Here is a 23742-nt window from a genome sequence, read left to right on the forward strand (position 1 = left end):
CAACCGGGTCGAGTCCTCACGCGGCGGTGCCGGTCTGGCGGGTCAGGGCCTCCTGGAGCAGGCGGGCGGTGACCGGCTTGAACATCACGCCGATCCCGTGCCGTTCGGCCTCCTGCATCACGTCGGGGCCGGAATCACCGGTCAGCAGGACGGCGGGGACCGGCACCCCGGCCAGTTCGCGGATCCTCAGGATGGCCTCAGTGCCCACCTTGTGCTCGCGCAGACGGTAGTCGGCGACCATCACGTCGGGCCGCCGCCCCGCCGCCCGCAGGCGGTTCAGCGCCTCCTCGGTGGATGAGGCGACGATGGTGTCGTAGCCCCAGTCCTGGAAGATCGAGCGCAGCCCCATCAGGACGATGGCGTCGTCGTCGATCAGGACGGCCAGCCGCCCGCGCTCCGGCTCGCGGGCCGGGAGAGCCGGGGCCGGGCTCTCCGTGGCGTCGCCGAGCGGCACGGAGATGCGGAACACCGACCCCTTGCCGAGTTCGGAGCGCACCTCCACCGGGTGGCCGAGCAGGGCCGACAGCTTCTGCACGATGGCGAGGCCGAGGCCGAGCCCCTGGTTGCGGTCCCGCTCGGGGTTGCCGACCTGATAGAACTCTTCGAAGATCCAGGACATCTGCTCGCTGGAGATGCCGATCCCGGTGTCGCGCACCTGGATGCCGGCGTGGCCGTCCAGAGGGTGGCATTCCAGGCGGATCACCCCGCGCTCGGTGTAGCGGATGGCGTTTTCCACCAGATTGCGGACCATGCGCCCCAGCAGGTTGCGGTCGCTGCGCACGGTCAGGTCGTGGTGGTTGACCACCTGAAGGTCCAGCCCCTTGGCGGCGGCGACCGGGGCATAGGCGGACCCGATGTCGTCGAGCAGCGGCTTGACGGGAATGTCCTCGATCCGCGGCTCGATCACTCCGGCGTCGAGTTGCGAGACGTCGAGCAGGCTGTCGAGCAGGCCCTTCAGCGTCTCCATCCCGCGCTCCAGCATCGCCAGGGCGTCGCGCCCGCGCGGGGAATGGACGTGGCTGTGCAGCGCTTCGGCGAAGAAGAACATGGACTGCATGGGCTGGCGCAGATCATGGCTGGCGGCGGCCAGGAATCGGCTTTTGGAGCGGTCGGCCTGCTCCGCCGCCTCGCGGGCCATCCGGCTGTCGTGCACGTCCACCGCGGTGCCGACCCAGGCGATGACCTGACCGTTCTGGCGCATCGGGTTGATCTGGCAGACGTGCCAGCGGTAGGCCCCGTCATGACGCCGCATCCGCAGGTCGAAGCCGTAGGACTCCCCCGCGGCGATGGCGCGCTCGCGGACGCTGCGCATCATGGGATGATCGGCGGGGTGGATATGCGACCAGCGTTCGTCCTGTTCCATCCCACGCCCGGTGTAGGCCCGCCATGCGGCGTTGTAGAATTCCCGCGCGCCGTCGGGGCGGTTGACCCACATCATCACCGGGGTGTTCTCGACCAGTTCGCGAAAGCGGGTTTCGCTCCGCCGCAGGGCCTCCTCGCTGGCCTTGCGCTCGGAAATGTCGGTCAGGGTGACGACGGCCAGGGTGATGCAGCCGTCGGGGTCGCGCACCGGCTCGGCGTCGGCCAGACATGTGACGGGACCGGTGGGGGTGTCGCGGCGGAGTTCCTCCTGTTTCACCACCGTGCCGTCGCGCAGGGCGCGGACCAGCGGGAGTTCCGGCGAACCATCCGGCGACTTGTCAGGCGGGCCGTCCGGGATGCGCGTGAAGGGGCGGGGGTAGTCCTCGGTGCGGGCGATCCCGTCCAATGGCTGGCCGATCAACCGTTCCGCCGCGCTGTTGTGCAGGAGGACGCGGCCGGACGGCGCCTCGGCCACCACGACGCCGGAAGGGAGATGCTCCAGCACGGCCTTGAGCAGGGACCGTTCGGTTTCCCGGAGCCGGGTCAGGCGCCCGATACCCCAGGCGGTCGCGATCAGGGAGAGCAGGAGGATGGCAGAGAAGGGTATCCAGGAGCGCAGTGCGGCAAGGTCGACGGCGCGCAGCACGGCGGCGCGGTCGATGCCGACGGCGATGGCGATTCCGCTGCCGTTCGCGCTGGGCGGGGAATAGGCGGCGATGCGCAGCACCCCGTCCATTCCCTTGGTCAACGCGGTTGCCGTTTCATGGCCATTCAGAAGCAGGCCGAACCGTTCGGGGAGCGTCTGGCCGATCAGCTCCGGCATTTCCGGTACGCGCACGATGATGGTGCCGGCGCGGTCGGCCAGCAGGATCGTCGCGTTCGGCGGGAGAGGCTTGCGGGCCTGATACTGCCGCAGCCAGTCGAGGTCGAGCTGGGCGGTGACGATCGCCGGGGCGGAGTCACCCGCTGCCGGGCCGCTGCGCGTGTAGGGCAGGGCGAAGGGCAGGACGTGGCGGCCCAACCCCTCCGCGACGACATACTCCCCCACCGAGAACAGGCCGGTGGACATGGCTTGCCGAACCTCGGAGCGGTCGCCGACGCCGGTCCCCAGACTTTGCCGGTCGGTGGCGCACAGGACGGCGCCGGACCGGTTCGCAAAGCCCAGCGTCAGGTAGCTCGGCAGGCGCAGCCTCAGCCGTTCCATGGTCTCCTGGCAGGTTGGGCCGGCTATGTCCGCCTCCGCCAGCGTGACGAGGATGTGTTCGACGTCGCCGATGATCCGCTGCTGCTCGGTCTGGATCAGGTCGAGCAGGCGCAGCGCCTCCTGTCCGATCTCGGCCTCCCGTTCCGCCCGCAGCCGGGCGTGGGAATAGACCTCGTACCCGATCAGCGGGGCCAGGGTGAAAACGAGCAGCAGAAGCCAGCGGACCATGGACACGATCGACCGTCCCGGCCCACGGGCCGTTGGAATGAATGCAACGATCGTGTGAACCCTAACATACCGAAGTATGTTGCGGTGCCTGTCCTTCGGTCCTAACGCTTTCCTTCGCCCTGGTGAAACCTCAGTGCCCCGCTGTCGGGCGGGCGCCGGTCAGGAAGAGGGCGACGGCCCGTCCGACGTAATGCTCCACCTCTTCCCTGGAGAAGGATTGTTCCGGCAGGATCAGGCGGCGCAGCAGGATGTTGCCGGTGATCATGCCGATGAAGCCGCGGGCGGCGGCCTCCGGCTCCGCGACGGTCAGGGCGCCGGCGGCGGTCTGCCGTGCCAGATAGTCGGCGAGCCGCCGCTGGGCGGTTTCCGGTCCGATGCGGAAGAAGGCTTCGGCGATGTCGGGAATCCGCCCGCCCTCCGACACCAGCACGCGGACGATGGCCATGGTACGGTCGTCGAACAGCGCAGCGACGAGGTGCAGGGCGAAGCGGGTCAGCCCCTCCTCCGGCGCGGCCCGCTCGTCGGCCTGGATGGCGGCGAGCCCGTCCTGGATGCGGGCGCTGTTCTCCTCCATCATCGCGCGGAACAGCCCCTCCTTGTCGCCGAAATGCTCATAGAGGGTGGCGCGGGAACCGCCGGCCCGGCCGATGATGTCGGTCAGCGTGGTCTTCTCGAAACCCTTCTCGACGAACAGCGCCGCCGCCGCGTCGAGCAGGGCCTGCCGGCGCGCCCGACCGCGCGGGCCGACCGTCGGTGAGTCCTTGTCGGTTGTCCTGTCGATCAATTCCCTGGCGTTTCCCCGGTCCATCGGTTTTTCCTTAGGCGCTGGCAGCCCCTGCCCCCTCCAGCGCGCATCGTTGCGGGAGCTATGAACCCTTGCCGCCCCCGCTGGCAAGACGGCAATACGCCGCTCTCGATCCTGGTCAGGGACGCGTCCCCGCAAGGAACAACCGGACGGACTGGCGGACGTAGCGTTCCAATTCCTCCATGGAGACGGGCTCGTCCGGAAGGATCAGTCGTTTGGTCAGAAGGTCGCCGACCACCATGCCGATGAAGGCGTGGGCGGCCCCCTCCGGATCGTCGACGCGCAGGCGGCCGGCCTCCGTCAATTCGCGGAAACAGTCGGCGAGCCAGCCGATGGTCTTCTCGGGGCCGACCTGGAAGAAGGCCCGGGCGATGTCAGGGATGCGCCCGCCCTCCGACACCAGGATGCGCAGGATCGCGGTGGTCTCCGGCATGGTCAGCGTGCCGGCGATGTGCAGGCCGACGCGGTAGAGATTCTCCTCCAGCTCCTCGGCCATCGCCGCCGGGCCGGCGGCGCGCATGGACGACATCTCCTCCAGCACACGGTCGCAGTGGCGCTCCATCACCGCGCGGAACAACCCTTCCTTGTCGCCGAAATGCTCGTAGAGCGTGGTGCGCGACCCGCCGGCCTGCCGCAAGATGTCGGACAGCGAGGTCAGCGTGAATCCCTTCTCAACGAACAGCGCCGCCGCGGCGTCGAGCAGCGCCCGGCAGCGCGCCTGGCCGCGCGGGCCGCAGCCGGGAGTGTCGAAGCCGCCGGCGCCGAGCCCGGCGATGCCACTCCCGGTGATTCCGCCGTGGAGCGGTGTGGATGCCCCCTTGTCGGGCATTGCGGTTCCCCCTTGCGCGAACGGTCGTTCTGAATGTATCGTCCGGTACAGTGTACTGTATGAGACAGTACGAATAAAGGGGTCATTTCCCACCGTCCGCGCCCACCGGCCTTTTCCGCCGGTCCCGAACAGCCGGGCGGAACGCGGGGCATCCCCGGCTCATTAGGACATTTCATCGCCGCATCACGGCGTTTTCACGAGGAACGGATGTTCAACAGGAACGCATTTCTGTCTCTTGCCGTGGCGGCCTCCCTGACCGTGGTGCTGGGTGCCTGCCAGGACAAGAAGCACGCCGCCGGAGGCCAGCCGGCGCCCGGCCCGGCGGAGGTCGCGGTGGCGACCATCCAGCCGCAGAGCCTGTCCGTCACCACCGAGCTGCCGGGACGCACCGCGGCCTTCCGCGTGGCGGAGATCCGGCCGCAGGTCAGCGGCATCGTGCTGAAGCGCTTCTTCACCGAGGGCAGCGACGTCAAGGCGGGCGACCAGCTCTACCAGATCGACCCGGCCACCTACGAGGCCAACCTCGCCGTCGCCCAGGCCGACATCCAGAAGGCGGAGGCCAACCTGCAGGCCGCCCGCAACAAGGCGGCCCGCTACAACGACCTCGTCAAGAACAGCGTCGTCAGCAAGCAGGACTACGACGACGCCATGGCCGCGCTGAAGCAGAACGAGGCGCAGCTCGCCGCCGCCAGGGCCGCCCACAATCTGGCGCGCATCAGCCTGGACTACACCAAGGTCTTCGCCCCCATCTCCGGCCGCATCGGCAAGTCCGCCGTGACGGAAGGTGCGCTGGTCACCGCCAACCAAGCGACGGCGCTCGCCACCGTCCAGCAGCTCGACCCGATCTATGTGGACGTGACCCAGACCGCCTCGCAGCTCATGCAGCTCCGCCAGGACATGGAGAGCGGGCGCATCCGCCCGGCCGAGCCCGGCAAGATCCCCGTCTCGCTGTTCCTGCACGCGGCGGAGGCCCCCTATCCCCAGCGCGGCGAGCTTCAGTTCTCCGACGTGTCGGTCGATCCGGGCACCAGCTCGGTCCAGCTCCGCGCGGTCTTCCCGAACCCGAACCTGAATCTGCTGCCGGGCCTGTTCGTGCGCGCCCGCGTCGAGCAGGGGGTGGCCGAGAACGCGCTGGCCGTGCCGCAGGAGGCGGTCCAGCGCGGTCCGGACGGCTCGGCCCGCGTCTGGGTCGTCGGCGACGACAACAAGGTCAACCCGCGCACCATCAAGACCGAGCGGGCGATCAACAACGCCTGGCTGGTCTCCGACGGGCTGAAGGCGGGCGAGCGCATCGTGGTCGAGGGGCTGCAGAAGGTGAAGCCGGGGGGCGAGGTCAAGCCGGTGGCGGCGCAGAGCACCGTGGCGGCCCTGCCCGGACCGCAGGCGCGCTGAGACCGAGGACCGATCCATGTCGAAATACTTCATCGACCGGCCCGTCTTCGCCTGGGTCATCGCCATCGTCATCATGCTGGCGGGCGGTTTGGCGATCCTGGGCCTGCCCGTCGAGCAATACCCGAAGATCGCTCCGCCGACGGTGTCCATCACCGCCAGCTACCCCGGCGCGTCCGCGAAGACGCTGGAGGACACGGTCACCCAGGTCATCGAGCAGAAGATGACCGGGCTCGACCATTTCCGCTACATGTCCTCGAACAGCGATTCGTCGGGCAACGTCACCATCACCCTGACCTTCGAGCCGGAGGCCAACCCGGACATCGCCCAGGTCCAGGTGCAGAACAAGCTCCAGCTCGCCGTGCCGCTCCTGCCCCAGGAGGTGCAGCAGCGCGGCCTCCAGGTGTCGAAGGCCGGCAACGATTTCCTGATGGTCGCCGGCTTCGTGTCCAGCGACGGGCGGCTGAGCCAGGGCGACATCGCCGACTATGTGGCCTCCAACCTCCAGGACACGATCAGCCGCGTCGAGGGTGTGGGCGACATCACCGTGTTCGGCCCCCAGCACGCCATGCGGATCTGGCTGGACCCCGACGCGCTGAACAGCCACCAGCTGACCACCATCGACGTCACCAACGCCATCAAGGCGGAGAACGCGCAGGTGTCGGCGGGCCAGCTCGGCGGCGCCCCGGCGGTCCCCGGCCAGCGCATCAACGCCACCATCATGGCGCAGTCGCGCATGCAGACGCCGGAGGAGTTCGGCGCCATCCTGCTGCGCGTCAATCCCGACGGCGGCCAGGTGCGGCTGCGCGACGTCGCGCGGATCGAGATCGGGCAGGAAACCTACGAGATCACCGCCCGCTACAACGGCAAGCCGGCGGCGGGCCTGGGCGTCAAGCTGGCGACCGGAGCCAACGCGCTGGACACCGCCGCGGCGGTGAAGGCGCGCATCGCCGAGCTGTCGGCCTTCTTCCCCGAAGGGCTGGAGGTCATCTACCCCTACGACACGACGCCCTTCGTCGAGCTGTCGATCCACGAGGTCGTCAAGACGCTGATCGAGGCGATCATCCTCGTCTTCGCCGTGATGTACCTGTTCCTGCAGAACTTCCGGGCGACGCTGATCCCGACCATCGCGGTCCCCGTGGTGCTTCTCGGCACCTTCGGCGTGTTGTCGCTGTTCGGCTTCTCGATCAACACGCTGACCATGTTCGGTATGGTGCTGGCCATCGGCCTGCTGGTCGACGATGCCATCGTGGTGGTGGAGAACGTCGAGCGCGTGATGAGCGAGGACGGGTTGCCCCCGCGCGAGGCGACCCGCAAGTCGATGGGCCAGATCACCGGCGCGCTGATCGGCATCGCGCTGGTTCTGTCCGCCGTGTTCGTCCCCATGGCCTTCTTCGGCGGCTCCGCCGGCGCCATCTACCGTCAGTTCTCGTTGACCATCGTGTCGGCGATGGCGCTGTCGGTGCTGGTCGCCCTGGTGCTGACCCCGGCGCTCTGCGCGACCATCCTGAAGCCGGTGGCGAAGGGCCACGGCCACGCCAAGCGTGGCTTCTTCGGTCTGTTCAACCGCGGCTTCGACGCCAGCAGCCGCGTCTATCTGCGCGGCGTGCGCGGGGCGGTGTCGCGGCTCGGGCGCTACGGAATCGCCTACGCGCTGATCGTCGGCGGCTTGGCCTACCTGTTCCTCCAGATGCCCTCCTCCTTCCTGCCGCAGGAAGATCGCGGAACCATGTTCGTGCTGTGGTCGGCCCCGCCGAACGCCAGCATTGAGCGCACGATGGAGACCACCAAGCAGGTCGAGACCTATTTCCTGGAGAAGGAGAAGGATAGCGTCGAGGGCCTGTTCACCATCGCCGGCTTCAACTTCGCGGGCCGCGGCCAGAACGCCGGCATGGCCTTCGTCCGGCTGCGCGACTGGAGCGAGCGCGAGTCCGCAGACCGCAAGCCGACGGCCATCGCCGGGCGCGCCATGGGCGCCCTGTCGAAGGCCAAGGACGCGGTGGTCTTCGCCTTCATGCCGCCGTCGGTTCCGGGGCTCGGCAACGCCACCGGCTTCGACCTCCAACTGGTGGACCGCGGCGGCGTCGGGCACGACCGGCTGATGCAGGCGCGCAACCAACTGCTGGGCTTGGCGGCGCAGAACCCCAAGCTGGTCGGCGTCCGCCCGAACGGTCTGGAGGACACGCCGCAGTTCAAGCTGACGGTGGACCGCGAGAAGGCCAGCGCGCTCGGCCTGTCGCTGACCGACGTCAACACGACCCTGACGGCGGCCTGGGGCTCCTCCTACGTTAACGACTTCATCGACCGGGGGCGCGTGAAGCGCGTCTATCTCCAGGCGGACGCCCCCTACCGCATGCAGCCGAGCGACGTCGATCGCTGGTACGTCCGCAACGCCATGGGGCAGATGGTGCCTTTCTCCGCCTTCACCACGGCGCAATGGACCTACGGGTCGCCGAAGCTGGAGCGGTACAACGGCATGTCCTCGCTCAACATCCAGGGCTCCGCGGCGCCGGGCATCAGTTCCGGCGAGGCGATGCAGGAGATGGAGGCAATGATGGCCAAGCTGCCGCCGGGCGTCGGTTATGAATGGACCGGCCTGTCCTACGAGGAGCGGTTGAGCGGGTCGCAGGCCCCGGCGCTCTACGCCCTGTCCATGCTGATCGTCTTCCTCTGCTTGGCGGCGCTCTACGAGAGCTGGTCGGTGCCGGTGTCGGTCATTCTGGTGGTGCCGCTGGGCGTCATCGGCGCCGTGCTCGCCGCCACGCTGCGCGGTCTGCCGAGCGACGTCTACTTCCAGGTGGGCCTGCTGACGACCATCGGCCTGTCGGCGAAGAACGCCATCCTGATCGTGGAGTTTGCTAAAGCGTTGTACGACGAAGGCATGGAGCTGAAGGACGCCGCCATCGAGGCGTGCCGCCAGCGCCTGCGCCCGATCATCATGACCTCGCTGGCCTTCGTGCTGGGCGTTCTGCCGCTGGCGACCAGCAGCGGCGCCGGTTCGGAAAGCCAGAACGCCATCGGCGTCGGCGTGATGGGCGGCATGATCTCCGCCACCGTGCTGGCGATCCTGTTCGTCCCGGTCTTCTTCGTCGCGGTCTACCGTCTGTTCGGCAGCAAGCGCGCCGGTGCCCACACCCCGCCGGGTGCCGAGCCGGTTCCCGCCGGCGACTGACGGTTCGGCTGCGGCTGGAAGCGGAAGGCCCGGTCCCGGAAACGGGGCCGGGCTTTTTGCTGCGCGGGAACGCTTTCGTTGGGGGCTGCGGCAGAACGGCACAGGATGCGCGGCATCTGGTAGAGCGGCTTGCCCTCAAACTAATATACTAGTATTTATTGCTCGCGGGGGTGGCGGCTGAGCGCCTGCTTGTGGCGTTCCAGCCGCTCCCGCAGGGCGTCGCCTTTGCGCAGCGCCACGGCAATCGACAGTATGTCGCCGAGGACCAGATGGCTGATGCGCGACGTCATGGGCGAGTGGATGTCGAAGTCTTCCGTGACGTCGGCGAGCAGGCTGACCGTGGCGAGCTGCGCCAGCGGCGAGCCGGAGCGGGTGATGGCGACGACCATGGCCCCGGCGGACAGCGCGTTCTGCACGGCCTCCAGCATGTCGCGGGTACCGCCCGAGCTGGACACCGCGACCACCGCGTCGCCCGGGGCGAGCGACAGGGCCGACACGAAATAGACGTGCGCATCGCTGTAGGCGACGGTCGGGATGCCCAGCCGGAAGAAGCGGCGCTGGATGTCCTGCGCCACCGTGCCGGAGTTGCCGGAGCCGTAGAACTCGATCCGCCGCGCCCCGGCCAGCAGGTCGGCGGCGCGGTCCACCGATTCCGCCGACAGGTTGTTGCGCACCTGCATGAGTGTCGCCAGGGTGCGGTCGAACACCTTCCCCGCGATGCCCGCCGCGCGGTCGTCCGGGCTGACCTCCTGGTCGATGAAGGGCATGCCGGCGGCGATGTCCTGCGCCAGCTTGATCTTGAACTCGCGGAAGCCGCTGCAGCCCAGCGCGGAGCAGAAGCGGGCGATGGTCGGTTCGCTGACTCCGGCGCGCCCGGCCATGTCGGCCATCGACAGGGTGATGACCTCGCCCGGCTGGGCCAGCACGCAGTCCGCCAGCTTCCGTTCCGAAGGACGGAGCCCGTCACGCACCGCCATGATCCTCGCCAGCATCGGCCTGTTCCCCTGTTCCGTCCGTCCGCCACCGTAGCACGGATAGCAAAACTACATGACCCGATAGAAGAGTGCTATCGGCCGTGCTGTCCCACATACCGGGACCGCTGACGATGCGGCGTTCCGTCACAGTAACTTCATCAAAGAACGTGGAAAATCAACCGCTTTTGCCTTGCGCGCTTCGTGGTTCCGGTCTATGTAGCAAAACTACAGAATGACTTTTGGCCCTGCCGGCTTCACAGCCCGTTGCCATACCGCCGCTCCCGCCCTGACCGGGGGCCGGCGGTCTTCCGACCCCTCCACTGGGGGCCTCCAGGGTCGATCAGCGACGCGGCGCGTGCCGCCCAGACGCCTTTTCGTGAGGAGACATCATGGACACCCTGCTGAGAGACGGACTCGTCGAGACCCCGGAACAGCAAGCCGAGCGCCCCTGGCGCCGCTTCGTTCCGGGCGTCTGGCAGCAAGAGGTCAACGTCCGCGACTTCATCGTCCGCAACGTCCATCCCTACGCCGGGGACTCACGTTTCCTGACCGGCCCGACCGGACGGACCCGGGCGCTGTGGGACAAGGTCACGGCCCTGCTGAAGGAGGAGCGCGCGGCCAAGGGCGGCGTGCTCGACGCCGACACGGAGGTCTTCGGCTCGATCACCGCCCACGCGCCGGGCTACATTGACCGCGAGCTGGAACTCGTCGTCGGCCTGCAGACCGACAAGCCGTTGAAGCGCGCGATCATGCCCTTCGGCGGCTGGCGGATGGTCAAGAACGGGCTGGAGGCCTACGGCTTCAAACCCTCGCCCAAGCTGGAGGAGGTCTTCCCCGGCCTGCGCAAGTCGCACAACGACGGCGTCTTCGACGTCTACACCGAGGAGATGCTGCGCTGCCGCAAGTCGGGCGTCATCACCGGCCTGCCGGACGCCTACGGCCGCGGGCGCATCATCGGCGACTACCGCAGGCTGGCGCTCTACGGCGCGACCTTCCTGATCGAGGACAAGAAGGCCCAGTACAAGAGCCTGGAGGTCGATCGCATCGACGAGCACACGCTGCGCCTGCGCGAGGAGATCACTGAGCAGATCAAGGCCCTGAAGGAACTCGCCGCCATGGCGACCTCCTACGGCTTCGACGTGTCGCGCCCGGCGGCCAACGCCCGCGAGGCGGTGCAGTGGACCTACCTCGCCTATCTGGCGGCGGTGAAGGAAGCCAACGGGGCGGCCATGTCGCTTGGCCGGGTGTCGAGCTTCCTCGACGTCTTCGTCGAACGCGACCTGCGCGACGGCATGCTGACCGAGGAGGAGGCGCAGGAGTTGATCGACCAGTTCGTGACCAAGCTGCGCATCGTCCGCTTCCTGCGCACGCCGGAATACGACCAGCTCTTCTCCGGTGATCCGACCTGGGTGACGGAATGCATCGGCGGCATGGCGCTCGACGGGCGGACGCTGGTGACCAAGAACAGCTTCCGCATGCTCCAGACCCTGAACAACCTCGGCCCGGCGCCGGAACCGAACCTGACGGTGCTGTGGTCGGAAAGCCTGCCGGAGGGCTTCAAGAAGTTCTGCGCCGAAACGTCGATCAAGACCTGCTCGGTGCAGTACGAGAACGACGACCTGATGCGGCCCTTCTGGGGCGACGACTACGGCATCGCCTGCTGCGTCTCGGCCATGCGCATCGGCAAGCAGATGCAGTTCTTCGGCGCCCGCGCCAACCTCGCCAAGACGCTGCTCTACGCCATCAACGGCGGCCGCGACGAGGTGTCGGGCGAGCAGGTCGGCCCGGCCTTCGCGCCGATCACCGGCGACGTGCTCGACCACGACACGGTGGTCGCCCGCCTGCTGCCGATGATGGAATGGCTGGCGCGCGCCTACATGAACACGCTCAACGCCATCCACTTCATGCACGACAAGTACATGTACGAGCGGCTGGAGATGGCGCTGCACGACCGCGACGTGCTGCGCACCATGGCCTGCGGCATCGCCGGCCTGAGCGTGGTCGCGGACAGCCTGTCGGCGATCAAGCACGCCACGGTGAAGGTGGTGCGCGACGAGCGTGGGCTGGCCACCGACTTCGTGATCGAGGGCGACTATCCGGCCTTCGGCAACAACGACGATCGGGTCGACGGGATCGCGGTGTGGCTGGTCGAGACCTTCATGGGCCTGCTGCGCAAGCAGAAGGCCTACCGCGACGCGGTGCCGACGCAGTCGGTGCTGACGATCACCTCGAACGTGGTCTACGGCAAGAAGACGGGCAACACGCCGGACGGGCGCAAGGCCGGCCAGCCCTTCGCGCCGGGGGCCAACCCGATGCACGGGCGCGACCGCAAGGGGGCCATCGCCTCGATGGCGTCGGTGGCCAAGCTGCCCTACGCCCACGCCCAGGACGGCATCAGCTACACCTTCACCATCGTGCCCGGCGCGCTGGGCCCGACCGAGGGCGAGCGGGTGGACAATCTGGTGGGCATGCTGGACGGCTATTTCGGCCAGGGCGGCCACCACATCAACGTGAACGTCTTCGATCGCGAGACGCTGCTGCACGCCATGGACCATCCGGAGCTGTACCCGCAGCTGACCATCCGGGTGTCGGGCTACGCGGTGAACTTCATCAAGCTGACCCGCGAGCAGCAGATGGACGTCATCAGCCGCACCTTCCACGGCGCGCATTGAGGCGCAAGGTTCTGCCCCCACCCTAACCCTCCCCCGCTGGGCGGGGGAGGGAACAAAATCTCCCTCTCCCGCCCAGCGGGGGAGGGAAGGGGCCCGCGGCGAAGCCGTGGGAAGGGTGGGGGCTCCGCCGCGACCACCTCCCCACAAAATCCACCCTCCAATCAAGGTCCATACCCCGCCATGAGCGCCATTACCGAAATCCACGCCCGCGAGATCCTCGACAGCCGTGGGAACCCGACCGTCGAGGTGGACGTCCTGCTCGAATCCGGCGCCTTCGGCCGCGCCGCCGTTCCGTCGGGCGCCTCGACCGGCGCGCACGAGGCGGTGGAGCTGCGCGACGGCGACAAGTCCCGCTACGGCGGCAAGGGCGTGCTGAAGGCCGTGGAGTCGGTCAACGGCGAGATCTTCGACGCCATCGCCGGCCTCGACGGCTCCAACCAGCGCGCCCTCGACCTCGCCATGATCGAGCTGGACGGCACCCCCAACAAGGGCCGGCTCGGCGCCAACGCCATCCTCGGCGTCTCGCTCGCCGTCGCCAAGGCCTCGGCGGAAGAGGCCGCCCTGCCGCTGTTCCGCTACGTCGGCGGCGCCTTCGCCAACCTGCTGCCGGTGCCGATGATGAACATCATCAACGGCGGCGCCCACGCCGACAACCCGATCGACATCCAGGAGTTCATGGTCATGCCGGTCGGCGCCGAGAACGGCGCCGAGGCCATCCGCATGGGCTCGGAGATCTTCCAGGCGCTCAAGAAGAAGCTCAAGGACGCCGGCCACAACACCAACGTCGGTGACGAGGGCGGCTTCGCCCCCAACCTCGCCTCGACCGAGGACGCGCTGGGCTTCGTGATGAAGGCCATCGAGGCCGCCGGCTACAAGCCGGGCGATGACGTCATGCTCGCCATCGACGCCGCCTCGACCGAGTTCTTCAAGAACGGCAAGTACGAGCTGGCCGGCGAGGGCAAGTCGCTGGCGCCGGAGCAGATGGTCTCCTACTGGGCCGATCTGGTCGGGCGCTACCCGATCATCTCGATCGAGGACGGCATGGCCGAGGACGACTGGGAGGGCTGGAAGGCTCTGACCGACGCCATCGGCGGCAAGGTGCAGCTGGTCGGCGACGACCTGTTCGTGACCAATCCGGCGCGTCTGGCGGACGGCATCCGCAAGGGCGTGGGCAACTCGATCCTGGTCAAGGTCAACCAGATCGGCACGCTGTCGGAGACGCTGGAATCCGTGGACATGGCGCACAAGGCCGGCTACACGGCCGTTCTGTCGCACCGCTCGGGCGAGACCGAGGACAGCACCATCGCCGATCTGGCGGTCGCCACCAACTGCGGCCAGATCAAGACCGGCTCGCTGTCGCGCTCCGACCGGCTGGCCAAGTACAACCAGCTCATCCGCATCGAGGAGATGCTTGGCACCGCCGCCCGCTTCGCCGGCCGCGGCATCCTCAAGGCGTAACGGACCCGCGGAAGGCGGCCTGCGGCAAAGTGTCCGGTGATGCCGGATTTGCTGCGCCGCACCGCCTTTCCCGCTAATATATCAGTACACAAAGACGCTCATACAAGAAGACGGCAAGACGCGCTTCCCCTTTCAGCAAGGCGCGCGCCGGGAGGGATCGGCTGAAACGGGCAGCATCATGCCTATTTCTCTTATCCGGAGTGTTCTGCAATGACTGCCAATGGTGAAACCAGCGGCGACCTCCCTGCGGCCCCGATTGAGGCGGCCCCGATCGAAAACGTCACCTTCGACGAGATCGTGGTCGGGCAGTCCGCCAGCATCGCGCGGCAACTGACCGTGATGGACGTCGAGCTGTTCGCCACCGTCTCCGGCAACATCGATCCGGTTCATCTGGACGCGAAATTCGCCGCCGACAGCCGCTTTCAGAAGGTGATTGGGCATGGCATGTGGTCCGGCGCGCTGATTTCCGGCGTGCTGGGGACCCGGCTGCCCGGCGCCGGCACCGTCTACGCCGGCCAGGACCTGCGCTTCCGCCGCCCGGTCGGACTGGGCGACGTCATCACCGCCACCGTCACGGTGCGCGAGAAGCAGGCCGACAAGAACATCGTCGTCTTCGACTGCCTGTGCACCAACCAGGACGGCGAGGTCGTGGTGACCGGCACCGCGGAAGTGGTGGCGCCGACCCGCAAGGTCCGCCGCGCCGCCCACGCGCTGCCGCAGATCCAGATGATCCGTCACGACAAGCACGACGCGCTTCTGCGCAAGTGCGACGGGCTGGAGCCGGTCGCCACGGCGGTCGCCCATCCCTGCGACGAAAGCTCGCTGAAGGGTGCGGTGGAGGCGGCGGAAGCCGGCCTGATCGACCCCATCCTGATCGGCCCGGCGGCGAAGATCCGCGCGCTGGCCTCCGCCCACAGCCTGGATATCGCCCGTTATCGTCTGATTGACGTGGAGCACAGCCACGCCGCCGCCGCCGCGGCCGTCGCGCTGGCCCGCAACGGCGAGGCCGAGGCGGTGATGAAGGGCAGCCTGCACACTGACGAGCTGATGGCCGAGGTCGTCCGCAAGGAGACCGGCCTCCGCACCAGCCGCCGCATCAGTCACGTCTTCGTGATGAACGTACCCACCTACCCGCGGGCGCTTCTCATCACCGACGCGGCGATCAACATCTACCCGACGCTGGAGGACAAGGTCCACATCGTCCAGAACGCCATCGACCTCGCCAAGGTCCTGGGCGTCGAGACGCCGCGCGTCGCCATCCTGTCGGCGGTGGAGACGCTCAACCCGAAGATTGCCACCACGCTGGAAGCCGCCGCACTCTGCAAGATGGCCGACCGCGGCCAGATCACCGGCGGCATCCTCGACGGCCCGCTGGCCTTCGACAACGCCATCAGCGCCGAGGCCGCGCGCATCAAGGGCATCAAATCCCCCGTATCGGGCCAAGCCGACATCCTGCTCGTCCCTGACCTGGAAGCCGGCAACATGCTGGCCAAGCAGCTCTCCTTCCTCGCCAACGCCGACGCGGCGGGCATCGTTCTCGGCGCGCGGGTTCCGGTCATCCTGACCAGCCGCGCCGACAACGTCCGCACCCGCCTCGCCTCCTGCGCCGTGGCGGCGCTGGTGGCCGCCGCGCGCCGTCCCGCCCTCGCGCTCAACGCCGTTGCCGCTCCCCTGGCTGCCCCCCTGGCCGCGGAGTGAGGATCACACCATGTCGCACCGTGACGCCTGTCTCGTCATCAACGCGGGCTCCTCCAGCCTGAAATTCTCCGTCTTCTGCGGGGCCGGGAGGCACGATCTGGAGGCCGTCCTGACCGGCCAGATCTCCGGCATCGGCACCGCCCCCCGCTTCGAGGCCAAGGACGCGGCCCGCCACGTCCTGGCCGACGGCATCCTGGACGAGGTCGGCCCCGGCGATCGCGCCGGGCTGCTCGGCTTCCTGCTGACCTGGATGCGGCACGAGCTGCGGGACGTGCGGCTGGTCGCCGCCGGCCACCGGGTCGTGCATGGCGGCACCCGCTTCGACGCGCCGGTCCGGCTGACCCCGGCGGTGCTGGCGGAGCTGGAGGCCCTGGTGCCGCTGGCCCCGCTGCACCAGCCGCACAACATCGCGGCGATGACCGCGCTGGCCGAGGTCTATCCGGAGCTGCCGCAGGTCGCCTGCTTCGACACCGCCTTCCACAGCACGCGGCCCTGGCAGGCCCAGATGTTCGCCCTGCCGCGCGAGCTGACCGACGAGGGCGTGCGCCGCTACGGCTTCCACGGCCTATCCTACGAGTACATCGCCCAGCGCCTGCCGCAGATCGCGCCGGAGTTGGCGGAGGCCCGCGTCGTCGTCTGCCATCTTGGCAGCGGGTCCAGCCTGTGCGGCATGCGCGCGGGCCGCAGCGTCGACACCACCATGGGCTTCACCGCGCTGGACGGCCTGCCCATGGGCACGCGGCCCGGCGTCATCGATCCCGGCGTGCTGATCTATCTGATGCGCGAGAAGGGCATGGGCCCGGACGAGCTGGAGCAGCTGCTCTACCACAAGTCCGGCCTGCTCGGAGTCTCCGGCGTCTCCAACGACATGCGCGCCCTGCTGGACAGCGAGAACCCGCAGGCGGCGGAGGCCGTGGAGCTGTTCTGCTTCCAGGTCGCCAAGCAGGCGGCGGGGCTGGCGGCCTCCATGGGCGGGCTGGACGCGGTGGTCTTCACCGCGGGCGTCGGCGAGAACTCCGCCCCGGTGCGGGCGCGGGTGGCGGAGAAGCTGGGTTGGCTCGGCGTCCACATCGACGGGGCGGCGAACCGCGCCCGGGCGACGCGCATCTCGGCCGCCGACAGCCGCGTCCCGGTCTTCGTCATCCCCACCGACGAGGAGCGGATGATCGCCAGCCACACGCTGGGCATCCTGGCGCGCAGTGCGGTGCACCCGCCCCTGGCGGCCTGAGCGGACGCCTCAAAGCCCGCTCAGGAAGCTCCAGATCGCGTCGAGGACCAGCGCTTCCTGTTCGCGATGCGGCACATGGCCGGTGTCGGGGAGCAGCCTTGCGGCTCCCCGCCCGGCCGCGATGCGTTCGGGGTGGGCGCTGGAACCGTACTCGTCGCGGTCGCCGTGCAGGGCCAGAACCGGGCAGCGCACCGCCGCCAGGGCCCGGTCCAGGGTCCAACTGGCGAAACCGTGCGACAGCCACGTTTCCGTCCAGGCGTCGAGGACCCAGCGGGCCTTGTCGCCGTGATACCGCGCCAGACGTGCGACGTTGGCCGGGTCCTGGAAGTCGCGCTTGGCGTCGCGGATGCCGGTGAGGGTTCTTTCTTCCACGAAGGCCTGCGCGGCGATGGTGACGAGGGCGCGGCACCGCTCCGGAAATCGCGCCGCCGTCTCGACGGCCATACCGCCCCCGACGCTGTGTCCGCAGGCGATGAACTCTGCCACGCCAAGCTGTTCGCACAGCGGTGGGATGCTGTCCCGCGCCTCCGTGGCGACGAAATCCAGGGCGAGCTGCCCCGGATGGGCGTCCGAACGCCCGAAGCCGAGCCGGTCGTAGGCAATGACGCGGCGGCTCGTCTCGCACGCTAGCCGCTGCGGGAAGCCGCGCCACAAGTCCACGCTGCCGAGGGAGTCGTGGAAGAGGATGATCGGCACGGCGCCGACGGCTTCCGGAGCCCAGCTCTTCGCGTAGAGGGCTCCCTTCGCGGTCCGGATCGACCATTCCGTTTCGGTCACGGGGGCTTCGTTTGGCGTCGGCATGGCGGGCGGCGTTGCGGTCCTTGGGACTTCCGTTATGCCGTGAAGCGTTGAGGAACGCCCGTGGAAACGTATCGGCGTTGCCTTTGCCCCCACCCTAACCCTCCCCCGCTATCGCAGGGGAGGGGACTGCCGCCGCCTCGCGGAAATCTCCCTCTCCTGCGACAGCGGGGGGGCCGGGGTGGGGGCAATGTCCAAACCCGAGCCGCCACATGAAAAAGCCGGGCGCCATCACTGGCGCCCGGCTTCGTCACTCAAACGGAACCACTCAGCCTCAGCGGGCGAGCCAGCCGCCGTCCACCGGCAGGACCGTGCCGTGGATGTAGTCCGACGCGTCGGAGGCCAGGAACACCGCCGGGCCGCCCATGTCGGAGGGAACGCTCCAGCGGCCTGCCGGGATGCGGCCCAGGATCTCCGCGCTGCGCTGCTCGTCGGCGCGGATCGCCGCCGTGTTGTTGGTGGCGACGTAGCCCGGCGCGATGGCGTTCACGTTGATGCCCTTGCCCGCCCATTCGTTGGCGAGCAGCCGGGTGATGCCGGCGACGCCGCTCTTGGAGGCGGTGTAGGAGGGCACGCGGATGCCGCCCTGGAAGGACAGCATGGACGCGATGTTGATGATCTTGCCCTTGCGGCCCTGGCCGATGGCGTAGCGGCCGAAGGCTTGGCAGAGGAAGAACACGGTCTTGATGTTGATGTTCATCACGAGGTCCCAGTCGGCCTCGGTGAAGTCCACGGCGTCGGCGCGGCGGATCAGCCCGGCGTTGTTCACCAGGATGTCCAGCCCGCCGAAGGTGCCGACGACCTCCTCCACCAGACCCTGCACCGGGGCGATGCTGGTCAGGTCGGCGGACATGCCGTGGAACCGGCGGCCGGCGGCCTCCACCAGGGACTTGGTCTCGTCCAGCGGCACCACGTCCACGGCGGCGATGTCGGCGCCAGCCTGGGCCAGCGCCACGGCGATGCCCTGGCCGATGCCGGTGTGGGCGCCGGTCACCAGGGCGACCTTGCCGGTGAGGTCGAAGGGATGTGCCTGAGCCATTGTCTTGCTCCTTATTCTTGGCGTCCGGGGATCAGCGCAGGTCTTCCATGGGGATGAAGTCCATGTCGGTGAAGTCCTGGTTGTCGCCAGCCATGGCCCAGATGAAGGTGTAGTTGCGGGTGCCGACGCCGGAGTGGATTGACCAGCTCGGCGAGATCACCGCCTGCTCGTTGGCGACGACGACGTGGCGCGTCTCGGACGGCTCGCCCATGAAGTGGAAGACGCGGGCCGGCTCCGGCAGGTCGAAGTAGAAATAGACCTCGCAGCGGCGGTCGTGCGTGTGGCACGGCATCGTGTTCCACATGTTGTTCGGCTTCAGCACGGTCATGCCGAGCACGAGCTGCGCGGTGCGGCAGACGTCCGGGTGGATCATCTGGTAGATGGTGCGCTCGTTTGACTGGGCCGGGTCGCCCATGTGCACGGCCTTGGCCTGCGCGATGGAGATCTTCATCGTCTCGAAGCGGGCGTGGGCCGGGGCGCTGTTCAGGTAGAACTTCGCCGGGTTGGCCGGGTCCAGGCTCTCGAAGCGGACGTCCAGGCTGCCCATGGTGATGTAGAGGCAGTCGCGCGGGGCCAGCTCGAACACCGCGCCGTCCACCGTGATGCGGCCCGGACCGCCGACGTTGACGGCGCCCAGCTCGCGCCGGTCGAGGAAGTTGGCCGAGCCGATGGCCTTGGCCGACTCCAGCTTCAGCGGGCCGGACACCGGCATGGCGCCGCCGACCACGAAGCGGTCGATGTGGCTGTAGGTGAGGACGATGTCGTCCGCCTCGAAGATGGACGGGACGAGGAAATGGTCGCGCAGCTTGGTGGTGTCGTAGTTGCGGACGTCATCCTGATGTGACGCGTGGCGGACGGTGATCTTCATGGCGGTATCCTCGTTTGTATTTTCCAGGGCCGGTCGGCGGCCAAATCAGGGACCAGTGAAGAAGAACGGGTTCGCCCCCTGGGCCTGGGGGATGGAGGTCAGCAGGCCGTCCAGGTGGACGGCCATGCGGTCGGCGGCCAGCGCCGGGTCGGCGTCGGCGATGGCGTCCACAATCGCCGCGTGCTCGGCCAGCACATGGGTGAGGCGCCCGGGCTCCGGCAGGGTCAGGCGGCGGTAGCGGTCCACCTGCACCTTCACCTGCTGCGCCATGCTCCACAGGCCGGGATAGCCGGCGATCTCGGCGATCAGGGCGTGGAACCGCTCGTCGGCCTCGTGGAAGGCGTTGAGGTCGCCGTCCTCCACCGTCTCCTGCTGGAGCAGCAGGTTGGCGCGCAGGCCGGCGATCTGGCTGCCGGTGGCGCGCTGCGCCGCGTAGCGGACGGCGGTGCCCTCCAGCGAGGTGCGGATGACGATGGCCTCCGGCAGGGCGTTCACCGGGATACGGGCGACGAAAGTGCCGACCTGCGGGAAGATCTCGATCAGCCCCTCGTCGGCCAGCCGTTGCAGCGCCTCGCGCACCGGGGTGCGGCTGACGCCGAAGGCTTCGGCGATGTGCTTCTCGACGATGGGCTCGCCCGGATTACGGCGCATCTCCACGATCTCGGCGCGCAGCGACCGGTGGATCGCTGCCATGGTGGAGGCGCCCCGCGCCGGCCCCCGGGACGGCTTCACCGCGCTCCGCTGGGTGGCGGGACGGTCGTTGCTGGCGTCGGGCGTCGGGGTGGTCGGCATGTCCATGGCTGCACCTGTGTCGCCGGCTCGGCCGGTCCTAGGGGGCATATTAGTATATCAGTGTCGCGGTGCAAGCCGGAAATCACAGGGTCCGCAATCTCCGGCTTTCGCCGAGGGTGGGGCGACGCTCAGTCGGTCGCCGTCACTCGGCGGGGGCGGGCTGGGCCGGCAGGGGTTGCGTTTCGGTGTTCTTTTGGGCGGCCTTCTGGGCGGCGAGGTGGCGCGGGGAGAGGACGCCGAACCGGCGGGCCCACCAAGCGGTCAGGATCGGGGTGAGCAGCGAGGTGACGACGACGCTGGTGGCGACCAGGGCGGTGGCGGCCGGGGCGCTCGGCGCGAAGCTCGGCTCGATGGAGGCGATGATCGGCGGGACCGTCACGGCCGCGCCGGCGGTGGAGGCGGCGCCGATGCCGGCGGTGCCGTTGCCCTTGGCCAGCAGGATGTCGGCGACGACCAGCGTGAAGCCGGTGATGGCGATGACCGACAGGCCGAGGACGATGCCGAGCAGGCCGGTGTTCAGGATGACCGCGAAGTTCAGGTTGTTGCCGAGCGCGAAGGCGAAGAAGGGCACCATCACCGGCACGGCCTGACCGAAGAACTTGCGGAACTCCTGGTCCAGGTTGCCGAGCGCGAAGCCGATCAGGAAGGGCAGCAGGGCGCCGACCATGGTCTGCCAGGGGAAGGCGGCCAGACCGGCCAGACCCAGCGTCGCCATCGTCATGAAGGGGCCGGATTCCAGGCACATCAGGCAGAAGGCGCCGGATTCCTCCTTGGTGCCGTACTGCTGCATCAGCGCCATGTACATGCCGCCGTTGGTGTCGTTCATGGCGGCGATGATCGCCAGCACCGACAGGCCGGTGAAGAAGCCCGAACTGACGCCCTCGTGCGGGATGAACCAGGAGGCGACGATGCCCATGGTGGCGGCGGTGAGGATCTTCACGGTGACGAGCACGCCGCTCTTGCGCAGGACCAGCGGGGTGGCCTTCAGGCTGATGCTGGCGCCGATGCAGAAGAACCAGACGGAGAGGATCGGCAGGGTGCCGGTGATCAGGCCGTTGGTGAAGGACCCGAAGAACTTGCCCGTGTTCGGCGCGAAGGTGTTCAGGCAGGCGCCGAGGAACAGGGGAAGGGATCATCATGCCGCCGGGAATGCGGTCGATGCGGGATTTGATGTTCATAGTCGGTACTCCTGGGGCGGTCCGACTGGGCCGTCGATGAAAAGTCCGGGAAAAGTCCGGGGTGGTGATTGCCGATTGCGGCGCAGGAAGGGGGAGCGTGCCGCGCATCCCCAGCGGGAGCGGCACCGGGCCGGTGGCCTTGAGGTCTGTCCAGGGATCGCGTCGTCGATGTCGTGGATACTAGTATATCAGCGCCGCGACGCAAGTCAGGAGAACTGCGTATCCCGCCGGCTGACATTCTGTCGCACGTCCTGGGGTGGTGGCTCGGCGCTGCCGCTCGCGTGCGTCGGGACGACCCTTCCCGTGTCGGAAAGCGCAAGCGTGGCAACAGCTTGCAAAGCTTCGTGGACGCGATGGTAGGCGGCCTCGATGCGCTGGATGGCCTCCTCGGCGGCGGCCAGCCGGGCGGTTTCCTGGAACAGGGCGAGGGCAGCGCGGCCGAAATCCTCGAAGCGCGCGTGCAGGCCGTGGTCGTCTAGGGCGAAGACCGGCGTGGTCAGGAAGGCCCGCCGCAGGGCGTCGGCGTCGCGCTCCAGGGCGGCGATACGCGCGGTCGGCAGCTTGGAGGTCCGGGGCATGCCGCGGCTCCTTCAAAGGGTGTTTTCAAAAATCGGGGTTTGAAAACTGGTATTTTAGTTTTTGTGGGCCGCGTTGCCCCCACCCTAACCCTCCCCCGCTGACGCAGGGGAGGGGACTGCCGCCGCTTCGCAACAATCTCCTTCCTCTGCGCAGCGGGGGAGGGCTGGGGTGGGGGCAAGAGTGACTTCGCCCTTACTTGGCGTTGGCCATGGCGACGGCGGTGTCGCTCATGCGGTTGGAGAAGCCCCACTCGTTGTCGTACCAGGTCATGATGCGGACGAAGTTGCCGTCGATGACCTTGGTCTCGTTCAGCGCGAAGATCGAGCTGTGCGGGTCGTGGTTGAAGTCGGTGGAGACCAGATCCTCGGTGTAGGCGCCCAGGATGCCCTTGAGCGGGCCGTTGGCGGCCTCGGCGATCGCCTTGGTGATCTCCTCCACCGAGGTGGCGCGCTTGGCGGTGAACTTGAAGTCGACGACCGAGACGTTGGGCGTCGGCACGCGCATGGCGGTGCCGTCCAGCTTGCCCTTGAGCTCGGGCAGCACCTTGCCCACCGCCTTGGCCGCCCCGGTCGAGGTCGGGATCATGTTCAGCGCCGCGGCGCGGGCGCGGTGCAGGTCCTTGTGGTTGGTGTCGACGATGCGCTGATCCCCCGTGTAGGAGTGGATCGTCGTCATGAAGCCCTTCTCGATGCCGATCAGGTTGTTCAGCACGAAGGCCACCGGGGCCAGGCAGTTCGTCGTGCACGACGCGTTCGACACGATGCGGTGATCGGCTTTGAGCTGGTCGTGGTTGACGCCGTAGACCACCGTGATGTCCTCGTCGGTGGCCGGGGCGGAGATCAGCACCTTCTCCGCACCCGCTTCCAGATGCTTGGCGGCGTCGGCGCGCTTGGTGAAGATGCCCGAGCATTCCATGGCGATCTGGATGCCCAGATCCTTCCACGGCAGCTTGGCCGGGTCACGCTCCTGCACGACCTTGATCGAGTGGCCGTTGACGATCAGCTCGCCGTCGCGGGTCTCGATCGTGCCGGGGAAACGGCCGTGGACGCTGTCGTACTTCAGCAGGTGGGCGTTGGCCTTGAGGTCGGCCAGGTCGTTGATCGCCACGACCTCCACGTCGTTGCGGCCGCTCTCGTAGATGGCCCGCAGAACCAGACGGCCGATACGGCCAAAACCGTTGATCGCTACCTTCACGGACATGCTGTTCTCCGCTGGTGTTCGCGGCCCCGGATGGGATCGGGGGCGGCGCCGGCCAGGGCCGGTTGGAATGGGGGTACCGGATCGGGCGGCCCGCCGCGGCAGGGCGCGGGCGCTTCCGGTGTTTTCCGGTGTTCGCCATGATGTATACTAATATATCAGATTGACGTGCAAGAGCAGACGGTGGGCCGGGAGGTTCGCCGGACAAAATGTCGCGGTTGCTGCGCTGCAAGACAAACCGCGCCCGGCGCTGTTGGCCTGGATTGGACCCG

The 23742-nt window shown here is 68.3% G+C and carries 16 protein-coding genes and 1 pseudogene; 6 read left to right on the forward strand and 11 right to left on the reverse strand.

The window, feature by feature from the left end; translation table 11 throughout:
- Window positions 1-16: 16 nt before the first annotated feature.
- The 3 genes from H1Q64_RS32235 to H1Q64_RS32245 all read right to left on the reverse strand — a co-directional run bounded on the left by H1Q64_RS32235 (window position 17) and on the right by H1Q64_RS32245 (window position 4428).
- The gene (locus tag H1Q64_RS32235) at window positions 17-2794 is read right to left on the reverse strand and encodes an ATP-binding protein (protein WP_237908186.1); all 2778 of its coding nucleotides are present in this window, start codon (window positions 2792-2794) and stop codon (window positions 17-19) included.
- A 130-nt stretch (window positions 2795-2924) separates the two neighbouring features.
- Window positions 2925-3602, reverse strand: a complete 678-nt coding sequence (locus H1Q64_RS32240; RefSeq protein ID WP_137143032.1) for a TetR/AcrR family transcriptional regulator — start codon at window positions 3600-3602, stop codon at window positions 2925-2927.
- A 115-nt stretch (window positions 3603-3717) separates the two neighbouring features.
- Window positions 3718-4428 (reverse strand): TetR/AcrR family transcriptional regulator, encoded by a 711-nt coding sequence (locus tag H1Q64_RS32245; RefSeq protein ID WP_237907890.1) that lies wholly within the window; start codon window positions 4426-4428, stop codon window positions 3718-3720.
- Between the two features lie 207 nt (window positions 4429-4635).
- On the opposite strand from H1Q64_RS32245, the gene H1Q64_RS32250 reads away from it, so the two are divergent.
- On the forward strand, window positions 4636-5820 hold the full coding sequence (locus H1Q64_RS32250) for an efflux RND transporter periplasmic adaptor subunit (RefSeq protein ID WP_237907891.1): 1185 nt from the start codon (window positions 4636-4638) through the stop codon (window positions 5818-5820).
- Between the two features lie 16 nt (window positions 5821-5836).
- Window positions 5837-8989, forward strand: a complete 3153-nt coding sequence (locus H1Q64_RS32255) for an efflux RND transporter permease subunit (RefSeq protein WP_237907892.1) — start codon at window positions 5837-5839, stop codon at window positions 8987-8989.
- 155 nt (window positions 8990-9144) lie between these two features.
- Here the strand turns inward: H1Q64_RS32255 and H1Q64_RS32260 are convergent, their stop codons facing one another.
- Complete coding sequence (locus tag H1Q64_RS32260; RefSeq protein WP_237907893.1) at window positions 9145-9981, reverse strand: MurR/RpiR family transcriptional regulator; 837 nt, start codon at window positions 9979-9981, stop codon at window positions 9145-9147.
- 371 nt (window positions 9982-10352) lie between these two features.
- Between H1Q64_RS32260 and pflB the strand changes: the two genes are divergently transcribed.
- The 4 genes from pflB to H1Q64_RS32280 all read left to right on the forward strand — a co-directional run bounded on the left by pflB (window position 10353) and on the right by H1Q64_RS32280 (window position 17019).
- Window positions 10353-12635 (forward strand): formate C-acetyltransferase, encoded by a 2283-nt coding sequence (gene pflB / locus H1Q64_RS32265; protein WP_237907894.1) that lies wholly within the window; start codon window positions 10353-10355, stop codon window positions 12633-12635.
- 180 nt (window positions 12636-12815) lie between these two features.
- Entirely contained in the window at window positions 12816-14093 is a 1278-nt protein-coding gene (eno, locus tag H1Q64_RS32270) for a phosphopyruvate hydratase (protein WP_237907895.1), read from the forward strand.
- Window positions 14094-14303: 210 nt separating this feature from the next.
- The gene (locus tag H1Q64_RS32275; protein ID WP_237907896.1) at window positions 14304-15791 is read left to right on the forward strand and encodes a bifunctional enoyl-CoA hydratase/phosphate acetyltransferase; all 1488 of its coding nucleotides are present in this window, start codon (window positions 14304-14306) and stop codon (window positions 15789-15791) included.
- A gap of 10 nt (window positions 15792-15801) precedes the next feature.
- Window positions 15802-17019 carry an acetate/propionate family kinase gene (locus tag H1Q64_RS32280; RefSeq protein ID WP_237907897.1) on the forward strand — a complete coding sequence of 406 codons (1218 nt, stop codon included), beginning with the start codon at window positions 15802-15804 and terminating at the stop codon, window positions 17017-17019.
- Window positions 17020-17028: 9 nt separating this feature from the next.
- Here the strand turns inward: H1Q64_RS32280 and H1Q64_RS32285 are convergent, their stop codons facing one another.
- The 7 genes and pseudogenes from H1Q64_RS32285 to gap form a co-directional block, all read right to left on the reverse strand.
- The gene (locus tag H1Q64_RS32285; RefSeq protein WP_237907898.1) at window positions 17029-17820 is read right to left on the reverse strand and encodes an alpha/beta fold hydrolase; all 792 of its coding nucleotides are present in this window, start codon (window positions 17818-17820) and stop codon (window positions 17029-17031) included.
- A 271-nt stretch (window positions 17821-18091) separates the two neighbouring features.
- Complete coding sequence (gene kduD, locus H1Q64_RS32290) at window positions 18092-18856, reverse strand: 2-dehydro-3-deoxy-D-gluconate 5-dehydrogenase KduD (RefSeq protein WP_237907899.1); 765 nt, start codon at window positions 18854-18856, stop codon at window positions 18092-18094.
- A 31-nt stretch (window positions 18857-18887) separates the two neighbouring features.
- Window positions 18888-19724 carry a 5-dehydro-4-deoxy-D-glucuronate isomerase gene (kduI, locus tag H1Q64_RS32295; RefSeq protein ID WP_079285396.1) on the reverse strand — a complete coding sequence of 279 codons (837 nt, stop codon included), beginning with the start codon at window positions 19722-19724 and terminating at the stop codon, window positions 18888-18890.
- A gap of 45 nt (window positions 19725-19769) precedes the next feature.
- Entirely contained in the window at window positions 19770-20522 is a 753-nt protein-coding gene (locus H1Q64_RS32300; RefSeq protein ID WP_014199720.1) for a GntR family transcriptional regulator, read from the reverse strand.
- 136 nt (window positions 20523-20658) lie between these two features.
- Window positions 20659-21694, reverse strand: a pseudogene (gene kdgT / locus H1Q64_RS32305) (2-keto-3-deoxygluconate transporter).
- Between the two features lie 206 nt (window positions 21695-21900).
- Window positions 21901-22272 (reverse strand): hypothetical protein, encoded by a 372-nt coding sequence (locus H1Q64_RS32310; protein ID WP_237907900.1) that lies wholly within the window; start codon window positions 22270-22272, stop codon window positions 21901-21903.
- 193 nt (window positions 22273-22465) lie between these two features.
- Window positions 22466-23473, reverse strand: coding sequence for a type I glyceraldehyde-3-phosphate dehydrogenase (gene gap, locus H1Q64_RS32315; protein ID WP_237907901.1), 1008 nt, complete (start codon window positions 23471-23473; stop codon window positions 22466-22468).
- Between the last annotated feature and the right edge of the window lie 269 nt (window positions 23474-23742).

This window comes from Azospirillum brasilense, assembly GCF_022023855.1.
Lineage (GTDB): Bacteria > Pseudomonadota > Alphaproteobacteria > Azospirillales > Azospirillaceae > Azospirillum > Azospirillum brasilense_F.